Below are 17629 nucleotides of genomic sequence, written 5' to 3'. Positions count from 1 at the left end.
CATGGCCGCGATCCGCGGACTGAAGCTGATCCGTGGCGCCGCGATGGCGCCGACCCTGACCAAGACCCGGGCCGACACCGACGTGGTCGACGCAGGCGACACCGAAACGGCCGACGACACCGGCGACGTGATGACGGTGGAGTTCTCCCGCTTTGACACCTGGTACGAGATCAACTCCTGGTACGAGGGGCGCTTCCTGGAGAAGACCGCACGCGGTGCCTTCAAGCGCACGATCAAGGCGCAGGGTCCGGCCGGGGTGAAGGTGCTGTTCAACCACGGCCGTGACTTCACCATCGATCAGAAGAGCCTCGGCGTCGCCAGCGTCCTCGAAGAGAGGGAGACCTCCCCGTACATGGAGGTGCCGCTGCTGGACACCTCCTACAACCGCGACCTCATCCCCGGGCTGCGCGCCGGCGCCTACGGCTCCAGTTTCATGTTCGAGGTCGTGCGCGAGGACTGGAACCACGACCCGGGCGCGTCCGACCACAACCCCGACGGCCTGCCCGAGCGGACCATCAAGGAGGTCCGTCTCTTCGAGGCAGGCCCCGTCACCTGGCCGGCCAACCCCGACGCGACCGCAGGCCTTCGGTCCGCGACACGGTCGGGCGTGGACTGGCTGATGGAGTCGCTGCGCGAGCGCGACCAGGACCAGACCGAGGAGCTGCAGCGCAGCTTCGATGCCTTCCGGGCCATGCACGGACTCAGCACCCCCTCGGAGGAGGGGCCCGCTGCCCGGCACCAGCCCAACCCGCTGACCCCGGCACCCGGCACCGAGCCGGCCCGCCACGTCGACGGACTCTCCGCGGCGGCACGCCGTCGCCGCATGACCCTACTCGGCGTGAAGAGGTAGAGACGATGACGAAGAAGCACGACGACGAGCCGGCGTTCGAGCGGGCCAAGGACCTCAAGGCGGCCACCGAGCGCGTCGGCCAGATCCACCAGGAGATGGAGGTCATCGACAGCGAGGCCGGGGGCGAGGACCTCGACGAGACCGCGCAGCGCAGCTGGGACGACCTCGAAGAGGAGCTGAAGTTCCGCGAGGGCGAGGTCCGCGCGTTCGAGCGGTCCGAGCGTCTGCGTGCCTCCCGCGACCGCTGGTCCTCCACCCAGTTCTCCCCCCAGAACGACCCGTTCGCGGACGACCCGCGGTCCCTGTCCGGCCGCGCGGTCTACGACCGGTCCATGGCCGTGGTCGACTCCTCGCTCGGCGGCCGCCACCTGCGCGACGACCAGAAGTCCCAGGTGCAGCACGTCCTGCGGACGCAGACCGGCGACACCAACGGTGAACTGGTCGGTCGGCTGCTGCTGGCCACGGAGAACCCGCACTACCGCAGCGCCTTCCAGAAGATCGCCGCCAGCCAGACGCCGATCTTCACCCCCGAGGAGTCCCGCGCGATCGAGCAGGTGCAGCTCATCAAGCGCGCCATGTCCATCGGCGTGGATGCCTCAGGCGGCTTCGCGGTACCGGTGCTGATCGACCCGACGATCATCCTGACGGCGCAGGGATCGGAGAACGACATCCTGCGTCTGGCCCGCGTGGAGACCATCACCAACGACACATGGCGGGGCCTGTCCAGCGCGGGCGTCTCGTGGTCGTTCAAGGCGGAGGCGGCCCCGGCCGGGGACAACTCGCCGACGTTCGCCCAGCCCGAGGTACCGACGCACCGCGCGGATGGCTTCATCCCGTTCTCCATCGAGATCGGCATGGACTGGCCCGGCTTCGCTGAGCAGATGTCCGGGCTGCTGGCCGAGGGCTACGACGAGCTGCTGGCCGAGAAGCTCACGACTGGGTCGGCGACCGACGAGCCGGACGGCCTGATCGCTTCGCTGGCCGCGCAGGCCTCGCCGGCACCGATCGAGGCGGCCACCTCGGGCGCCATCGCGGCGGCCGACATCTACGGCCTGTGGAACGCGCTGCCGCAGAAGTACCGGCGCCGGGCCAGCGCGGCGTGGCTGTCGTCCACGGACGTGCAGAACACGATCCGCCAGCTGGGTACGACCGACCCGAACTTCACCGTGGACATCACCCAGGAGGCGATCCCGCGGCTGTTCGGCAAGGAGTACCCCATGAACGACTTCATGGCGGACCTCCCGGCTGGCGCGGGCAGCGAGGCGCTCCTCGCGGTCGGCGACTTCAAGGGCTACCTCGTCGCGCAGCGCGCGGGCATGACCGTGGAGTTCATCCCGCAGCTGTTCGACACAACCAACAACCGGCCCACCGGGCAGCGCGGATGGTTCGCCTGGGCGCGGGTCGGCGCCGGCGTGGTCAACCCCCAGGCGTTCCGCCTGCTCGTCAACAACGACGGCGTCTGACCGCTGACACGGCTGGCACCGGGGGCCGCTGCCGTCCACCGGGCGGCAGCGGCCCCCGGGCCGTAGAGAGGAGACGGAATGAAGTACGTGAAGCGGTCCATGGCCGTGCGCTGGTCCGGCGGCACGGTGAGCCTGCGTGAGGGCCAGTCGATCGGCGACGACCACCCGCTGGTGGACGAGCGGCCGGACCTGTTCACCGACACGGAGCCGGAGCCGGACATCAAGATGCCGGCCGTACCCGGACGCCACGGCGCCCCGCGGGTTGAGCGGGCCACCCGTGCGCCCGGCGAGGTCCGCAAGGCGGCCCCCAGCAAGCGGACCGCGAAGAAGACCACGGCCCCGCCACCGGCTGAGTGACGTATGGCGGTCACCGAGTACGCCACCCGCGAGGAGCTGAAGCTGCACCTGTCCATTGAGGCGGACGACACCAGTCGTGATGCGCTGCTGGACCGCGTGCTGAAGGCCGCTTCGCGGGGGATCGACAAGGCCACCGGCCGACCGAGTCGCGGCTTCTGGCTGGACGACGAGCCAACGGCGCGCACCTACCGGCTGGACGGTCGGATCGTGTGCAGGCGTGAGGGCGACCTGCTTCTGGTCGACGAGATCGGCGTCTCCACCGACATGCTGGTGGAGACCGGGGCCGGGGCTTCCTGGTCGGCCCTCACTGGCTACGAGACGACACCCGACAACGCGCTGGCCGACGGCCGCCCGGTCACTGGGCTGCTGCGCATCGGGTCCACCTGGGGCACCGCGTCGACACGTATCAGGATCACCGCCCGCTTCGGCTGGCCGACGATCCCGGACGACATCACGGAGGCCTGCCTGATCCAGGCCTCCAGGCTGTTCAAGCGGAAGGACTCCCCAGAAGGCGTGATGGGCTCCTCGGAGTGGGGTGTCGTCCGCTTGTCGCGCCGGGACCCGGACGTGTGGAACCTGATCGAGCCCTACCGCATCGACGGCTTCGGATAGGAGTCACCCCGTGCAGATCTCCGCTGTGCGGGACGCGATCGCGGCCGCGGCCGCCGTCGTCGTCCTGCCCCCGGGCGCTGGGAAGCTCAAGTGCACCGGCTACGTCCCGGACGCGATCCTCGCCCCGTGTTTCTTCGTCGGGGAGGTCGAGGTCAACTTCGACAAGGCGATGGGCCGCAAGCTCGATGAGCTGCTGTTCACGTGCCGCGTGCTGGCCGGCCGCCAGGACGACCGCTCCTCACAGCGCATCATCGATGCCCTGCTGTCCGGGTCCGGCCCGGCCTCGCTGAAGCAGGCGATCGAGCAGGCCCGCGGCGCGCCGGGCGAGATGGCCCTGGGGGGCCTGGCCGACGACCTCCACCTGCAGCGAGTGCAGGGATACAGGTGGTTCGAGCACGCGGCCTCCACCTACGTCGGCGCTGAGTTGGTCCTGAAGGTCATCGGAGACGGGAGTACCTGAGATGAAGATCCGGATCCTGGTGGGCGGGCCCGACGGAGCGGTGCTGCACGATCGGCCGTGGCCTGCGGTGGGCGACGTGGTCGACGGCCTGCCGACGACCGTGGCCGCTCACCTGGTGGCCTCCGAGGTGGCCGAGGAAGTCACCGATCGCCCGCCGCCGGCGCGGCGCGGCAAGAGCAGGAAGGAGGACGGTGATGGCTAAGTCCGTCCTGCTCAACGTCAGGTGCTTCGCGGTCGGGTTGGACCTGACGAGCGTCTCCAACAAGATCGAGCTGACCAGCGAGGTAGAGGAGAAGCCCGCCACAAACTACGGCTCCGACGGATACACCGAGGTCGTCGGCGGGCTAGCCTCCGCGCAGATCACGGGTGAGGGCCAGTGGGAAGCCGGGGACGAGACGAAGGTGGATGACGCCACCTGGGCGCAGCTCGGCGGCGTAGGCCCCTGGTCGGTCAGCGGAAACAACAGCGCGGCCGTCGGCGAGCTGGCGTACTTCACCCGCGCGATGCGAGCGGACTACACGCTCCTCGCCGACGTGGGCGAGGTCGCCCCCTGGGTGTCCACGGCGAAGTCGTCCTGGCCGCTGGTGCGGGGCCAGTTCGCCCACCCTCCCGGAACCGCGCGCACCGCCGACGGCAGCGGCACCGGACTGGAACTCGGCGCCGTCGCGGCCGGACGGCGCCTGTACGCGGCGCTGCACGTCCTGTCTGTCGCCGGCACGACGCCGTCCCTGACCGTCCGTGTGGAATCTGCGGAGGACGACACGTTCGCGGCCCCGACCACCCGGGCGGCCTTCGCCGCGGCCGACGAGCCTGGCGGGCAGATCATGCGCACCGACGGCACCGCCATCACGGACACGTGGTGGCGCGTGGCGTGGACCATCACCGGCACGACGCCGTCGTTCCTCCTGGCCGCTGCTCTCGGCATCGGCTGACCCAACCCGTTCCTGCCCCGTCCCCGTCCCGGGGTGCGGGTGTCTCGCCATGCCTGAAAGGGGGGCAGCCGTGCCGACGATGGTGCTGACTGCCGAGTTCCTGTCCATCAACTCCAACGACCTGAGCGAGTACACCCGCAAGGCTGAGGTGGCCGTCGAGGTGGAGGAGAAGGACGTCACCAACTACAAGTCGCTGGGCTGGAAGGAAGTCATCGGCGGCCTCAAGTCCGGCACGCTGGCCTGCGAGTTCCTCCAGGACATGGCTGCCACCAAGCTGGACTCGATCATGTGGCCGCTCATGGGCACGGTCGTGCCGTTCGAGGTGCGCGCCGACCAGGCCGCCGTCGGCCCGTCCAACCCGTCCTACTCCGGCAACATCCTGATCAACGGCTGGTCGCCGATCACCGGTTCGGTCGGTGACGAGAACACCGTCTCGCAGGACTTCACCACGTCCGGGGCCGTGGCCCGGGCCACCGCGTAGGTGCCTGCTGTGGCGGACACGTCACGGCTCTCCCTGGAGCTGACCGCGACGAACCTGCGGAACATCTCCCGCGCGCTCCGGGCCGAGGAGGACGGCAAGGAGCTGCGGAAGGAACTCACGCGGAACATGCGCGAGGCTCTCAAGCCGGGGGCTGCGCAGGCCAAGAGCGCGATCATGTCGATGGCGTCGACGACGCCGCACTCCGGCCCGGCACTGAAGACGTCTATCGCCCGGAAGATCCGGCCCGAGGTCCGCATCAGCGGGAAGTTCCCCGGCGCCAAGATCAAGGCGTTCAAGACGAAGAACCTGCGGGACTTCCCCAACGCGCCCAAGAGGACCAACCGCGCGTCCGGCTGGCGGCACCCGGTCTACGGCAACCGCGAGGTGTGGGTGCAGCAGACAGGCAAGGTCGGCTGGTTCGACCGCGCGTTCGAGGGCCAGGACGCCCACTACGAGAGGCAGGTCCAGTTCGCCCTGGCGGACATGGTCAACCGCATCGCATCCCGCTCCAACTGACCCCGAGGAGGGCCCCGTGCGGGTCACGTACAACCCCGAAGACGGCGAAGAGCAGGTCTTCGACTACAACCCGAACAAGCTCCTGTCGGCCGAGCGGGAGGCGCTGGAGAAGCGCACCGGGCGGGCGTTCAAGGACTTCGCCATGGGCGTCCTCAAGGGCGATTCCCTGTGCCGGCGGGCGCTGCTGCACGTCCTGCTCAAGCGCCAGCACCCCACGATCGCGTTCGACGACGTCGACTTCTGCTGGGACGAACTCACCATCGAGATGACCAAGGGTGAGATCGACCTCGCGGTGGAGCGGCTGCGGGAGAAGAACGGCGACGAGGACATGATCGAGGCCATGCTCAAGGGCTACGACGAGGCGCCGGAGGACGAGGGAAAAGCCCGGCTGCCGTTCGCCGTCTGAACCACCTCGGCAACGCGGCTCACCTGCTGCACCTCACCCCGCGGGACTGGGACCTGCTCACGGTCGAGGAGACGGATCACCTCCTGGCCTGGCTGGACGAGTACCTCGCGCAGATGGAGAAAGCCCGCCAGCAGGCCAAGCGGCGGTGACACCCCTACCGGAGGGAGGCCGCCGTGTCGGACACCAGCCTCGTGTTCTCTCTGTCCGCCCGGGACAACACCGGGCCCGGGATGCGCTCGGCCCGGGACACGGTGGAGACCGAGACGGACGGGATGGCGGACGCCGCCGCCCAGAACGGCAGCCGGATGGGGACAGCGCTCGCGGCGGCCGGCGCTGCTGCGGGCGCCCTGGCCGGGGCGGCGCTGATGTCGACGTTCGCGCAGGCGATGGACGTCTCCGAGGCGACCACCCGCCTGGAGGCGCAGCTGGCGAACACGACCGCCGACGTCGGCGCGGCCACCGACGCCATGACCAACGTGTTCACCGACGGCTGGGGCGAGTCCGCAACCGAGGTGGGCGACGCGATCAAGTCCGTGACGCTCAACATGGACGAGTTCACCGGGGACCAGCAGGGCCTGGAGGACATGACCAAGAAGACCCTCGGACTCGCGAAGGCCTTCGACCAGGACCTCAACAAAGCCACGGCGTCCGCCGGGCAGCTGGTCAAGACCGGCCTCGCCGACGACTTCGACGAGGCCATGGACCTCATCGCCGCGGGCCTGTCCAGCACCGCGAACAAAAGCGATGACCTCTTGGACACGTTCAACGAGTACTCGACCTTGTTCCGCCGGGTGGGCCTGGACGGCAAGACGGCCCTGGGCCTGATCAGCCAGGGCCTGGAAGCAGGAGCCCGGGACGCCGACGCGGTCGCGGACGCGATCGGCATCTTCTCCGAGACTGCCCTGGCCGGCGGCAAGGACGTCAACGCCGCCTTCGGGTCGATCGGCCTGAACGGCGAGGACATCGGCCGCAAGATGCGCGCGGGCGGCGACCAGGCAACCCAGGCACTCCAGGACACGATGGACGCCCTGCGCAACACCGACGACGCCACGGTCCGCCTCGGCGCCGCACAGACCCTGTTCGGGGACCTCGCCAACACCCAGGCGGACGCCCTGTACGCCCTGGACCCGGCGAGCGCTGCAGCGGCCGGGGGGTTCGAGGACGTCGCCGGCGCCGCCGACAAGGTCGTCGACAAGCTGGAGGACTCTCCGGCAATGAAGATGGAGGCGTTCAAGCGGACCGTCCAGCAGAACATCATCGACTTCCTCGGCGGCGTCGTCCTGCCCGCCGTGATCAACTTCAAGGACCGGTTCGGCAGCGAGATCAACGCCGCCTGGGAGGCCGCCGGGCAGGGCGGCACCGAGGGCATCGACCGCATCCTCGACTTCGTGTTCGTCCTCGGCCAGCGCCTGGGCGAGCGGATCGTCACGGACCTGGTGCCGCGGGCCATCGAGGGCCTGCGCGGTGCGGGGCAGCGCGTCGCCGAGTGGGCCATGGCCAACCCCCTGGAAGTCCTCCAGGCCGTCGCGATCGCCGGCGCGATCCTGCTCGCGGTGGCCGCGCTGCCCGCGCTGGTCGCCGTCGGCATCAGCGCCGTCGGCATCTCCCTCATGGTCGGCTTCGTCTCCAGCCTGATCGGCGGCCTGGTCGACAACGCGCCCCGCTGGTGGAACAGCTTCACCGGCTGGGTAGGCGACATGGCCGATCAGGCCCCGGTCGTCTTCAACGGCGTCGGTGCGGCGGTGGGAGGCTGGTTCTCCGGCCTGTGGTCCAACTACATCGCCGAGCCCGTCAGCCGCCAGTGGAACAGCCTCATGGGCGGCATCCAGGCCCTGCCAGGTCGTGCCTGGAACGCGCTCGGTGGCCTCGGCAACTCCGTCCGCCAACGCGGCTGGGAGGCGTTCCAGTCGATGAAGGACGCCGCCGTCAACCGGGCCGCATCCCTCGTCTCCTACGCGCGGGGCATCCCGGGGAACCTGGCGGGCGCCCTCGGCAACCAGGGCTGGCGCATGTACAACGCGGGCCTGGACTTCGTGTACGGCATCTGGGACGGCATCTCGGCCGCTGGCGGCTGGCTGTGGTCGCAGGTGTCGAACTTCGCCAGCAACTACATCGTCGACCCGGTGAAGGACTTCCTGCACATCGGCTCGCCGTCGAAGCTGGCGGCGGACGAGATCGGCCACTGGATCCCCGCCGGTATCGCCATGGGCGCCGAGAACAACGCCGGCGTAGTCGACGACGCCATGCGGTCCCTGGTCGACCCGTCCGCCTACCAGGGCGCCGCTGGGCAGATGGGCGTCGCGCCCCCGTCCGCCGGGAACCTCGGTGCCTCGGCCGCCCAGGTACGCGTCCTGTTCGAGTTCGTCGGCGGCAGCAGAGCCTTCCGGGAGTTCTTCCAGGAGTCCGTCCGCACCCAGGCGGGCGGCAGCGTCGTCAAGTTCGCGGAGGGGTGATCATGCCGAGCCTGCCGCCGCCCGTGTGGGCTGAGCTGTTCCACAGCGGGACCTGGAGCGATGTCACCGAGGACGTGCGCGTGACCACGTCCCCGGTGACCGTCACCCGCGGCCAGTCCTCCGAGTCGTCCTCGTCGCAGCCCACCGCCTGCACCTGCGACCTCGACAGCCGGGACAACCGGTACGCGCCCCGCAACCCCATGTCGCCGCTGTATGGGCTGATCGGCCGCAACACGCCGTTCCGCTGGGGGTACACGGTCGGCGGCCCGTGGGCGGTGCTGCCCGGCAACATCTCCTGGAGTGCCCTGTTCGTCAACGAGCACAGCCAGCTGGACGTCACCGGGGACTTCGACCTGCGCCTGGACCTGGCCCTGGAGAACTGGTCCCAGTCGCAGATGCTGGCCCTGCGCTACGTCACCTCCAACGGCGACAACCGGTGCTGGGCCCTGGAGATCCTCGGCGGCTTCCCCACGTTCCTGTGGTCGCCCGACGGCACGTTCGCCAGCCGCATCTCGCAGACCGCGACCGAGCAGGTTGAGGCGTACAACGGGCAGCGCCTGGCGCTGCGCGTCACCCTGGCCCGCGACAACGGTGCGGGCCGCTACGAACTGCGCTTCTACACCGGCCGCACCGTGGACGACGAGGAATGGAACCTGCTCGGCGCCCCGATCACCGGCGCCAGCACCACGCAGGTCTACCCGGGCACCGCCTACATGGAGTTCGGCGGCGGCTTCAACTTCAACGCGGACCCGTCCGGCGGCGCGCTGAGCATGATGCGCGGGCGGGCCTACGCCCTCAAGCTCCTCGACACCGGCGCGGTCAAGGTCAACATGAGTACCGCCGTGTCCGCGCTGCCGGGCGGCGGCACGTTCACCGACGCCTCCGGCCTCACCTGGAACCTCGGCGGCGCCACGACCCTGACCAACCGGCACATCCGCATGTCCGGCGAGGTCCCCGCCTGGCCGCCCACCCGCGACCTGTCCGGCAACGACAACTACGTGTCCATCGCCCCGTCGGGGATCCTGCGCCGGATGGGCGCCGGCACCAAGCCGCAGGACAGTGCCTTGCGCCGGTTCATCAAGACCCAGCGACCGCTGGAATGCTGGCCGCTCACGGACGGAACCGACTCCAAGGCTGCGAAGTCCATGGTCGGCGGCCGGGACATGGTGCAGCCCTACCAGGCCGGCACCGTCGCCCCGGTGTGGGCGGGCGGCCGCCTCGCCGACTGGGTGGAACCGGTCATCGCCGCCAAGGCCGACACGGTCGGCGGCCTCCAGGCATCCGTGCGGCGCGTGTCCAGCGTCGGCAGCAGCTGGAGCGTGGACCTGTTCCTGGCCGGCGGCGGCGCCCCCGCCTCCGGCCAGTTCGTCATCACGGACACCGGCGCGGGCACGGACGCCGACAACCAGGTCAACATCCAGATCGTGTTCAGCGGCAACCTGGACCAGCTGACCCTGATCCGCAACAGCTACGGCTCGGACTCGTCCAGCTCCGCGTTCCTCGCCAACGTGACCGGCGTGGGGATCTACGACGAGCGGCCGCACCACATGCGCCTCACGGTCGAGCCCGGCGCCACGTCGTTCTGGACGCTGTACATCGACGGCCAGTTCAAGCAGGCCGGGAGCCTCACCAGCATCCGGATGAAACCGGTGGGGCGGATCCTGCTGGGGTGGGGGTTCGCCACCATCTCCGGCGCCACCGCCACGGACCGCAGTTTCGGGTACCTGACCTACTGGAACAGCACCGGCCCGACCGCGGCCCGCATGTGGGACGCGTACATGGGCTTCCAGGGCGAGCGGGCCGGCGACCGGATCGAGCGCCTCGCCTCGGAGTCCGGATACGTCGCCTCGGTGGCCGGGGACGCGGTCTACCAGCAGCAGATGGGCATCCAGGACCGCGCGCAGCTGGTCGACCTCCTGGAGGAGGCGTCCCGCACGAACTTCGGGTACCTCCTGGACGCCCGCGACCGCACCGAGGTCATCCACCGCGGGCAGTCCACGCTGTGGAACCAGACGCCCGCCCTGACCCTGGACTACGCGGCGGGCCTGATCGGAGCGCCGTTCAAGCCGGTCGACGACGACCGGCTGACCGAGAACGACGTCAGCGTGAAACGGCAGTACGGCAGCGTGCCCGGCCGGCAGATCCTGGAGAGCGGGGAACTGTCCGTCCTCGACCCGCCCAACGGGGTCGGCCGCTACGACCACGAGTACACGTACAGCCTGTACACCGACGACCAGGCCGACCAGGTCGCCTACATGCGGCTGCACCTGGGCACCTACGCCGGCGTCCGGTACACGCGCCTCACGCTGAACCTCGCGAACGAGCGGGTGTTCGCGATGATCGACGCCATCCTCCGCATCGACGTCGGGGACAAGATCCGGCTGACGAATCTGCCCGCCGACCACGGCCCGGACGCCGTGGACGTCCTCGTCCAGGGCTACGAGGAGAACGCCGGACCCGACGGCTGGACGATCACGTTCAACTGCGCGCCGGGCGAACCGTGGACCACCGGCATCGCCGACGACTACCGGCGCGGCCACGCCGACACCGACGGCAGCGAACTCACCGCCGGCGTCACTGCCACCGCGACCACCGTGCAGCTCACGACCACGGGCGAACGGGCCTGGACCAGCGACCCGTTCGACATGCCATTTGATCTGCGGGTGGGCGGCGAGGTCATCACCGTCACCGCCCCGGGCGCCCTGGTCAACCGTGCGGTGAACCCGTTCACGGACACCGACGCAGCCGGCTGGAGCGCCGAAAGCGGCTCCGCCAGCTGGTCGACGGCCGTAGTGCACCCGGACCCGCACGCCCACGGCTCGCTCCTGCTCACGCCCGCCGGCGGCGCCTCATTCGCAGGCCTCGTCGGCGACCTGTCCGGCGTGGGAACCGTCACCCCCGGCACCAGCTACATCGTCTCCGCCTGGGTGTACTCCCGGAACGGGTGGACCGACGTCCGCCCGTCCGTCTACTGGTACGACAGCGGCGGATCGTTCCTGTCCACCAGCGCCGCCGGAGCCCTCACGGTCCCGGCCGGGCAGTGGACGTTCCTCCAGGAGGCGTTCACCGCCCCAGCCTCCGCGAGCCAGGGCAAGGCCCGCCTGCGGCAGGGCAACACGCCCGCCGCCACGGACCTGCTGTACGCGTGGGCGGTCCGCATCACCTCGGCGACCGCCGGAAGCAGCCCGCAGACGTTCGCGGTCATCCGCTCCGTCAACGGCATCAGCAAGAGCCACGCCGCAGGCGCCGACGTCCGGCTGGCCCACCCCAACTACGCGGCCCTGTAGGAGGCGACAGTGACGAACTGGCTTGCCGGAATGCGCCTCACGGCCGCCCGGCTCTACGAGACCGACCTCATCGGGAGGACGGTTTTCCTCGCGAACCGGGGCACGGGCCAGTCGATCTCCTCGGGCACTGACAGCGCCTCAAACGCCGTGCAGTGGGACGAGGTCACCTTCGACGTCCTCGGCGGCTGGAGCGCCGGCCAGCCCACCCGGTGGACGTGCCCGAGGGCGGGCTGGTGGACGTTCCAGGGCGCCGTCGGCTTCAACAGCAGCACCGGCGGCACGGTCCGCGAATGCTGCTGGTACGTCAACGGCGGCCTCATCTCCATGGGTCGCTCCCACCCGATCAACATGAGCAGCATTGCCTCCGGCGCCCTGACTGTGGACGCCCGTGCCGTGCCGCGGCTCATGTCCGTAGGCGACTACGTCCAGCTGGTCGCGGGCCAGAACAGCGGCTCTGCGCTGGATACGGCCACCGGCTCCTACCGGCCGTACATCTCGATCACCTACTCCGGTCCTCCGTAAGGGAGATACATGTCCGAGATCAACGATGGCTACCGTCCGCTGGAGGCATCCGGCGGTGTCTACGTCTTCGACGAGTCCCTCTCACCGCGCCTCCAGATCAACGTGGCCATCAAGGCCGACGCGGGCGAGTACCCGGCAGAGGCCGCGGCCGCCGTCATCGCGGGCGTAGCCGCCGTCAAGGAGTCGCTGGAGGCGTCGTTCCCCAGCGTCGCCGCCCAGATCACCCCCACGGTCCTCGTCGGGGCCCGGGAGATGCAGTAGCCCGTCCCCCACCATCCGCCCCGCGCCACCTGGCCCGGGGCGCACGCATGTCTGGAGACCCCATGGCCACACCCCTGTCCGCAGGAGCGTTCCTCTCCGCGCTGGAGAAGGAAGGCGTCGTCGTCGTCGAGGTCGGCGACTGGCGCAACCACAACCGCAACCACAAGGGCCCCTGGGGGCCCGTCAACGGCGTGATGATCCACCACACGGTCACAAAGGGCAGCGCCAAGACGGTGGACATCTGCCGCAAGGGCTACTCGGGCCTGCCCGGCCCGCTCTGCCACGGCGTCATCACCAAGGACGGACGCGTGCACCTCGTCGGCTACGGCCGCGCCAACCACGCCGGGCTCGGCGACGACGACGTGCTGCGCGCGGTCATCGCCGAGGCCAAGCCGCCCACCGACAACGAGGCGAACACCGACGGCAACCGGCACTTCTACGGCTTCGAGTGCGAGAACCTCGGCGACGGCAAGGACCCCTGGCCCGCCGCGCAGGTCGAGGCCATCGTCCGTGTCGGCACCGCGATCTGCCGCGCGCACGGCTGGGGCGCCCGCAGCCTGCTGCGCCACCTGGACTGGCAGCCCGGAAAGGTCGACCCGCGCGGCCTCGACTGGGACGACGTCCTCGCCCGCGTCGCCAAGCGCCTCGGCACCAAGCCGCCGACCACGAGCCTGCCCGCCCCGCAGAAGCCCGTCGTTGACCTGTCCAGGCTGGTCGCCGCCGCCCGCTCCAACCCGCAGGCATCCGGCCAGCCCGTCACCTACGCCGGCGTGCGGACCGTGGAGGCCGCGCTGGTCGACGAGGGCCTGCTCTCCAAGACGTACAGCGACGGCCACTTCGGCACGACCACGATCACGGCCTACGCCGCGTGGCAGCGCCGTCTCGGCTACCGAGGCAAGGACGCCGACGGCGTCCCCGGCCGTACCTCCCTCGACCGCCTTGGCGCCCGCCACGGCTTCACCGTCACCTCCTGATCAGGAAGGGACCTCATGTCCGACATCAGCCTGCCCAGCACCGACACGGTCGCGAAGACGGCCGCGACCTACGGCCGCGACCTCCTGGAGCGCGTCCTGTCCACGTTCCTCCAGGCGTTCATCGGCGGCATCGCCGTCACCACCCCGCTGGACGGCAGCATGTGGTACGCCGCGCTCGCCGGCGGAGTCGGCGCCGTCCTCGCCCTCGGCAAGGGCCTGCTCGCCAGGGTCCGGGACGTCACCAACTCGGCGTCGCTGGCCAAGGGCGTCTGATGCGCGCGGCGGTCCGGCGGCTCGTCAAGCGGCTGGGCCGCCGCGGCGCGCTGCTCTCCCTCAAGGGCATCATGGCCGTCGGCTATGGCGCCGGGCAGGTCGTCCAGCCCACCGGCGACAGCGACGGCCTGACCCTGCTCCTGAAGGCCATGAGCCTGTACGCCTGGGGGTGGGCGTGGATCAGCGCCGGCTTCATCGCCCTGGTGTGCGCCTGGCTGCCGCCGCGCCGGGACTGGCCCGGCTTCCTCGCGGTGTGGCTCATCGCCTCCGCCTGGGCCATGGCTTATCTCGTCTCGTGGTGGCCGCTCGGCGAGAGCCCAAGAGGCTGGGTCGTCGCCACGCTCTTCGGCGCGTTCGGCCTCGTCTGCCTCGTGGCGATCGGCTGGGACGAGCCCTCTGCACGATCGGAGTCGCCGCGTGAGACCTGAAATGCTGACCGCGCTGTCCGCCCTCGCCGTCGCCGGCGTCACGGCCATCGGCGGCATCGCCACGGCCATCGTCGGCCGCCGGCAACCGCGCGGGCAGCAACGCCGGGACGACTTCACCGCTGTCACCTCCCGGATGGAGGGGGAGATCACCCGGCAGGGGCAGCGGATTGACGAACTCGAAGAGGACGCCGAACGAGACCGGGCCACGCTGCGGGCGCAGGACTTCGCCCTGCGGTACCTCGCCGGATGGGCGCGCTCCCTGGTCTCCTACATGCGGGACCAGCACATGGAGCCCCCACCGCCGCCTCAGCCGGTCCCGGACGAGGTCCGCCCGTACCTGCACGACATCGCACCATGACCGCGGCCCCGCTCTCCTCTGGGAGGGCGGGGCCGCTTTCGTGCGTCCAGGCGTTGACGGCGGTCGTACTCTGGCGAGACCGGCACCGTTCCGAGGGGGCACCCGTGGACCTGTCAGCAGACCTCAGCACCGGCGAGCGCATCCGAGTCCTGCGGGAGTCCCGCGGCATGTCGCGGCCCGCCCTCGCCCAGCTGTGCGGACGGGGCGTCGACTGGATCAAGCGCATCGAGAACGGCGACCGAGAGTTGAGGTCCCACGAACTCCTGCTGCGCCTCGCTGCCGCTCTCCAGGTGCACGACCTCTCCGTCATCACTGGTGTGGACGGCCCGGCCGCCGCCGTGCCGCTCGGCCGCATCAACCACCCGGGGTTGCCCGCCATCTGGTCCGCCGTGATGCAGCGCAGCCTCGGCCGCAGCGGTGACCAGCCACCGGACCCTGCGATCCTCCAGGGCCGCGTTGATCAGACGTGGCGCCAGTGGCACACGTCCCCGCACAACCGGACCGACGTCGGCGCGCAGCTCCCCGGCCTCATCCGCGACGCCGAGGCCGCTGTCCGCGTCCTCGAAGGCGAGCAGCGGCGGGCCGCCCTGGTCGCCCTGTCCGACGTCTACCGGCTCACCGGCCAAGCCACTGCCTACATCGCCCCGGCAGAGATGGCGTGGGTCACCGCCGACCGGGCCCTGTCCGCCGCGCAGGACGCGGACGCGCCGGCCGCGATCGCCTCCGCCGCCTGGAATCTCGGCAACATCTTGCGGGAGACCGCGTATCCCGAGGAGGCCCTGCGCGTTGTCACCGAGGCCGCCGACCTGATCCGCCCGCACCTGGAGGAGGCGCCCGAGGACTGGCGCGGGATCTACGGCGCGCTTCAGCTGCACGCCGCGGTGACGGCCGCGCGCGAGGGCCGAGAGGGCGACGCCTGGCGACACTGGGACAAGGGCGACCAGGTCGCCAAGTCCCTGCCCGCCAGCTACGTCCACCCGTCGACCGTCTTCGGCCGGGCCAACGTGGACTTCCACGCGGTCAGCGTGGCGACCGACTTGCAGAAGTCGACAAAGGCGCTCGGTCTGGCCGACGACATCGACCCCGACGTCATGCCCTCGGTGGAGCGTCGGGCCCGGTTGTGGGTGGAGGTCGCCCGCGGGCACCTCCAGCGCGGCGACCGCACGGCCGCGCTGCACGTGATGCAGATGGCGCACCGGATCAGCGCTGAGACGGTCTCGTACACCCCGTCCGCCCGGCACGTCGCCGCCGATCTATGGCGCAGCGCGCCGCGTGCCATGCGTGCCGAGGCCGGTCAACTCGCCGAGAAGGTAGGGGTAGCGACCGCCTGACCAGGGGGCCAAGTTGGGATAGGGGGCCAAACTGGCCCCCTTCTCTCTTGCCCGGACCCCTACGGTGACGCTCCGTCGCACGTCGCCTACCGAATGGGGTTCGACATGCCGTTACTGCCTGCCCGTCTGCACGCATCCACCCGCCGGCACGAGGCGCCCACCACCGTTGCCGTGACCGGCGAAGTGCGAGTGCCCCTCGCCCTGTACGCCGTCGATGAGCTGCGCGGCAACGCCGACCTGGTGATGTCCCGCGGCGAGGCACAAAGGCTGTTCACGCAGCTGGCCGAGGCGCTCGGCTACGTCGGTGAACTGCCGACGCCACGCGGTCTGGAGGCTGTGCGGTGACCAGCGCAACCCAGGAGGTCACGGCCAGAGTGCTGGACGTCCTCGTTCTGCCCGGCCTCGATGACCTCACCGACGACCAGGTCCGCGGCGCGGACTGTGTCTGGTGCAGGGCCTCCCTGACGGCTGACGTCGCCGTCGACTTCGGCGAGCACACCAGCCCCTCCCCTTGGTCCACGTCCACCATCGGCATGCGCTGGTACCCGCGCGCCTGCCCGGCCTGTACCGCCGAGCGCGCGCACCGCGGCCTGTTCGAGCACGCGCCGTCCTGCGAGCAGTGCGTGGACGCAGCCGAGCGCTGCGAGATCAGCCGGGCTCTGTACCGGCTCATCCGGGAGGGCCGCCGCTGATGCCGCAGCAACCAGGCCACGAGATGGGCTACTGCTGGAAGAAGTTCGGGCCCAGACAGCTGCACTGCTGCCGCCCGCCCTTCCACCCCGGCGGATGCTGGACGCCCTACGGCGGCGGCCCCGTTGAGTTCCGCTCCCGGCTCGCGCGCCGGCCGAGCCGGTAGCGGACCCTCGCGGCCCGCCTCTGCGACCCCCGTCGGGGGCGGGCCGCTCACTTCAGGCTCCTGGCCCGCACTCGGCCAGGGCGGGGGCGGCTGCTGGTGCTGAGACCGGAGAGCAGCCGCCCCACACAGACTCCTGGCAGCCAGCCAGGGGGGGCTCCTCTTTCCGAGGTGTCGGCCTTCCTTCCGGAAGGGGCGGCTGCCCGTGCCGAAGATCTATCAGGGCAGTCGCCCATCGCTGCGCACGAGTTCCTCCAGCTCGACGCTCATGGCGTCGGCGATCCGGATCAGAGTGTCGAGCAGCGGCGAGGCGTGGCCCTGCTCGATGCGGCTGTACGTCGCGACGTCGATACCGCTCCTGCCGCACACGTCCTGCTGGCTGAAGTTCAGGTGCTCGCGCACGTGCCTGATCCGCTCCCCGACCTGGCGGCGGCGGGCGATGACCCGCTCGTCGGGCGGGGTAGGACGCGACACCCGTCCACCCCACCGGCCCCATGATCAAATGTGATTAGGGCCGACCCTAAGTTGTGTGATCTTGATAGGCCCCGGGCACCCGCCCGGCAAGACCTGCGGAAGGCGTTGCGGCTGCCCGGGAGGGCACCCCAGGAGAGGACGCTGGAAGCAGGGAGGGCGGTCACCCCCGTGGGTGGCCGCCCTTTCCTCTGCCCGGACCGCTCGGGCCAGCGACGGGCCAGCTAGCGATCATGACGGCCGGTCAAAACGGACAGGACCCCAACTCATTCTTGCTGTGAGCTGGGGTCCAACGCGTAGGCCCTGTGGGACTCGAACCCACAACCAATGGATTAAAAGTC

Annotated in this window: 23 protein-coding genes; 22 read left to right on the top strand and 1 reads right to left on the bottom strand. The window is 70.5% G+C overall.

What is annotated here, in order from left to right; all coding sequences use genetic code 11:
- The first annotated feature begins 1 nt into the window (after position 1).
- From ACGF3J_RS37355 to ACGF3J_RS37250, 22 genes are all read left to right on the top strand, one after another.
- Positions 2-850, top strand: a complete 849-nt coding sequence (locus tag ACGF3J_RS37355) for an HK97 family phage prohead protease (RefSeq protein ID WP_393855966.1) — start codon at positions 2-4, stop codon at positions 848-850.
- A 5-nt stretch (positions 851-855) separates the two neighbouring features.
- A complete protein-coding gene (locus tag ACGF3J_RS37350; protein WP_393855965.1) occupies positions 856-2313 on the top strand; it encodes a phage major capsid protein in 1458 nt (485 codons plus the stop codon).
- 78 nt (positions 2314-2391) lie between these two features.
- Positions 2392-2670: a hypothetical protein gene (locus ACGF3J_RS37345; RefSeq protein ID WP_393855964.1), complete on the top strand. Its 279-nt coding sequence runs from the start codon at positions 2392-2394 to the stop codon at positions 2668-2670.
- A 3-nt stretch (positions 2671-2673) separates the two neighbouring features.
- A complete protein-coding gene (locus tag ACGF3J_RS37340; RefSeq protein ID WP_393855963.1) occupies positions 2674-3282 on the top strand; it encodes a head-tail connector protein in 609 nt (202 codons plus the stop codon).
- A gap of 10 nt (positions 3283-3292) precedes the next feature.
- Positions 3293-3742, top strand: coding sequence for a hypothetical protein (locus ACGF3J_RS37335; protein WP_393855962.1), 450 nt, complete (start codon positions 3293-3295; stop codon positions 3740-3742).
- Position 3743: 1 nt separating this feature from the next.
- A complete protein-coding gene (locus ACGF3J_RS37330) occupies positions 3744-3944 on the top strand; it encodes a hypothetical protein (RefSeq protein WP_393855961.1) in 201 nt (66 codons plus the stop codon).
- Positions 3937-4674, top strand: a complete 738-nt coding sequence (locus tag ACGF3J_RS37325; protein ID WP_393855960.1) for a hypothetical protein — start codon at positions 3937-3939, stop codon at positions 4672-4674. The genes ACGF3J_RS37330 and ACGF3J_RS37325 overlap by 8 nt, the downstream gene beginning before the upstream one ends.
- A 79-nt stretch (positions 4675-4753) precedes the next feature.
- On the top strand, positions 4754-5155 hold the full coding sequence (locus ACGF3J_RS37320; RefSeq protein ID WP_393855998.1) for a hypothetical protein: 402 nt from the start codon (positions 4754-4756) through the stop codon (positions 5153-5155).
- Between the two features lie 9 nt (positions 5156-5164).
- Positions 5165-5671, top strand: a complete 507-nt coding sequence (locus ACGF3J_RS37315; protein WP_393855959.1) for a hypothetical protein — start codon at positions 5165-5167, stop codon at positions 5669-5671.
- 16 nt (positions 5672-5687) lie between these two features.
- Complete coding sequence (locus ACGF3J_RS37310) at positions 5688-6077, top strand: hypothetical protein (RefSeq protein WP_393855958.1); 390 nt, start codon at positions 5688-5690, stop codon at positions 6075-6077.
- Between the two features lie 173 nt (positions 6078-6250).
- Complete coding sequence (locus ACGF3J_RS37305) at positions 6251-8530, top strand: phage tail tape measure protein (RefSeq protein ID WP_393855957.1); 2280 nt, start codon at positions 6251-6253, stop codon at positions 8528-8530.
- Between the two features lie 2 nt (positions 8531-8532).
- Positions 8533-11817, top strand: a complete 3285-nt coding sequence (locus tag ACGF3J_RS37300; protein WP_393855956.1) for a carbohydrate binding domain-containing protein — start codon at positions 8533-8535, stop codon at positions 11815-11817.
- Between the two features lie 9 nt (positions 11818-11826).
- Positions 11827-12339, top strand: coding sequence for a hypothetical protein (locus ACGF3J_RS37295; RefSeq protein ID WP_393855955.1), 513 nt, complete (start codon positions 11827-11829; stop codon positions 12337-12339).
- Between the two features lie 9 nt (positions 12340-12348).
- Entirely contained in the window at positions 12349-12600 is a 252-nt protein-coding gene (locus tag ACGF3J_RS37290) for a hypothetical protein (protein ID WP_393855954.1), read from the top strand.
- 62 nt (positions 12601-12662) lie between these two features.
- Positions 12663-13574 (top strand): N-acetylmuramoyl-L-alanine amidase, encoded by a 912-nt coding sequence (locus ACGF3J_RS37285; RefSeq protein WP_393855953.1) that lies wholly within the window; start codon positions 12663-12665, stop codon positions 13572-13574.
- A gap of 15 nt (positions 13575-13589) precedes the next feature.
- Complete coding sequence (locus ACGF3J_RS37280; protein ID WP_393855952.1) at positions 13590-13847, top strand: hypothetical protein; 258 nt, start codon at positions 13590-13592, stop codon at positions 13845-13847.
- Positions 13847-14275 carry a hypothetical protein gene (locus ACGF3J_RS37275; protein ID WP_393855951.1) on the top strand — a complete coding sequence of 143 codons (429 nt, stop codon included), beginning with the start codon at positions 13847-13849 and terminating at the stop codon, positions 14273-14275. Before ACGF3J_RS37280 ends, ACGF3J_RS37275 begins: the two co-directional genes overlap by 1 nt.
- Complete coding sequence (locus tag ACGF3J_RS37270) at positions 14265-14633, top strand: hypothetical protein (RefSeq protein WP_393855950.1); 369 nt, start codon at positions 14265-14267, stop codon at positions 14631-14633. Before ACGF3J_RS37275 ends, ACGF3J_RS37270 begins: the two co-directional genes overlap by 11 nt.
- A gap of 104 nt (positions 14634-14737) precedes the next feature.
- Complete coding sequence (locus tag ACGF3J_RS37265) at positions 14738-15964, top strand: multiprotein-bridging factor 1 family protein (protein ID WP_393855949.1); 1227 nt, start codon at positions 14738-14740, stop codon at positions 15962-15964.
- A gap of 171 nt (positions 15965-16135) precedes the next feature.
- Positions 16136-16309 carry a hypothetical protein gene (locus tag ACGF3J_RS37260; RefSeq protein WP_393855948.1) on the top strand — a complete coding sequence of 58 codons (174 nt, stop codon included), beginning with the start codon at positions 16136-16138 and terminating at the stop codon, positions 16307-16309.
- The gene (locus ACGF3J_RS37255; protein WP_393855947.1) at positions 16306-16656 is read left to right on the top strand and encodes a hypothetical protein; all 351 of its coding nucleotides are present in this window, start codon (positions 16306-16308) and stop codon (positions 16654-16656) included. The genes ACGF3J_RS37260 and ACGF3J_RS37255 overlap by 4 nt, the downstream gene beginning before the upstream one ends.
- A complete protein-coding gene (locus ACGF3J_RS37250) occupies positions 16656-16820 on the top strand; it encodes a hypothetical protein (RefSeq protein WP_393855946.1) in 165 nt (54 codons plus the stop codon). The genes ACGF3J_RS37255 and ACGF3J_RS37250 overlap by 1 nt, the downstream gene beginning before the upstream one ends.
- A 216-nt stretch (positions 16821-17036) precedes the next feature.
- Here ACGF3J_RS37250 and ACGF3J_RS37245 read toward each other — a convergent pair whose 3' ends face one another.
- The gene (locus ACGF3J_RS37245) at positions 17037-17291 is read right to left on the bottom strand and encodes a helix-turn-helix domain-containing protein (RefSeq protein ID WP_393855945.1); all 255 of its coding nucleotides are present in this window, start codon (positions 17289-17291) and stop codon (positions 17037-17039) included.
- Positions 17292-17629: the final 338 nt, after the last annotated feature.

Origin of the sequence: Streptomyces sp. NPDC048171 (assembly GCF_043202655.1) — a bacterium.
In the GTDB taxonomy this organism is placed as follows: Bacteria; Actinomycetota; Actinomycetes; order Streptomycetales; family Streptomycetaceae; genus Streptomyces.
This window is presented reverse-complemented; position numbering and strand designations above follow the sequence as displayed.

Coding starts and splice junctions, on each gene's coding strand:
- ACGF3J_RS37355 (WP_393855966.1), top strand. CDS start 2: ATGGCCGCGATCCGCGGACTGAAGCTGATCCGTGGCGCCGCGATGGCG.
- ACGF3J_RS37350 (WP_393855965.1), top strand. CDS start 856: ATGACGAAGAAGCACGACGACGAGCCGGCGTTCGAGCGGGCCAAGGAC.
- ACGF3J_RS37345 (WP_393855964.1), top strand. CDS start 2,392: ATGAAGTACGTGAAGCGGTCCATGGCCGTGCGCTGGTCCGGCGGCACG.
- ACGF3J_RS37340 (WP_393855963.1), top strand. CDS start 2,674: ATGGCGGTCACCGAGTACGCCACCCGCGAGGAGCTGAAGCTGCACCTG.
- ACGF3J_RS37330 (WP_393855961.1), top strand. CDS start 3,744: ATGAAGATCCGGATCCTGGTGGGCGGGCCCGACGGAGCGGTGCTGCAC.
- ACGF3J_RS37325 (WP_393855960.1), top strand. CDS start 3,937: ATGGCTAAGTCCGTCCTGCTCAACGTCAGGTGCTTCGCGGTCGGGTTG.
- ACGF3J_RS37320 (WP_393855998.1), top strand. CDS start 4,754: ATGGTGCTGACTGCCGAGTTCCTGTCCATCAACTCCAACGACCTGAGC.
- ACGF3J_RS37300 (WP_393855956.1), top strand. CDS start 8,533: ATGCCGAGCCTGCCGCCGCCCGTGTGGGCTGAGCTGTTCCACAGCGGG.
- ACGF3J_RS37290 (WP_393855954.1), top strand. CDS start 12,349: ATGTCCGAGATCAACGATGGCTACCGTCCGCTGGAGGCATCCGGCGGT.
- ACGF3J_RS37285 (WP_393855953.1), top strand. CDS start 12,663: ATGGCCACACCCCTGTCCGCAGGAGCGTTCCTCTCCGCGCTGGAGAAG.
- ACGF3J_RS37280 (WP_393855952.1), top strand. CDS start 13,590: ATGTCCGACATCAGCCTGCCCAGCACCGACACGGTCGCGAAGACGGCC.
- ACGF3J_RS37275 (WP_393855951.1), top strand. CDS start 13,847: ATGCGCGCGGCGGTCCGGCGGCTCGTCAAGCGGCTGGGCCGCCGCGGC.
- ACGF3J_RS37250 (WP_393855946.1), top strand. CDS start 16,656: ATGCCGCAGCAACCAGGCCACGAGATGGGCTACTGCTGGAAGAAGTTC.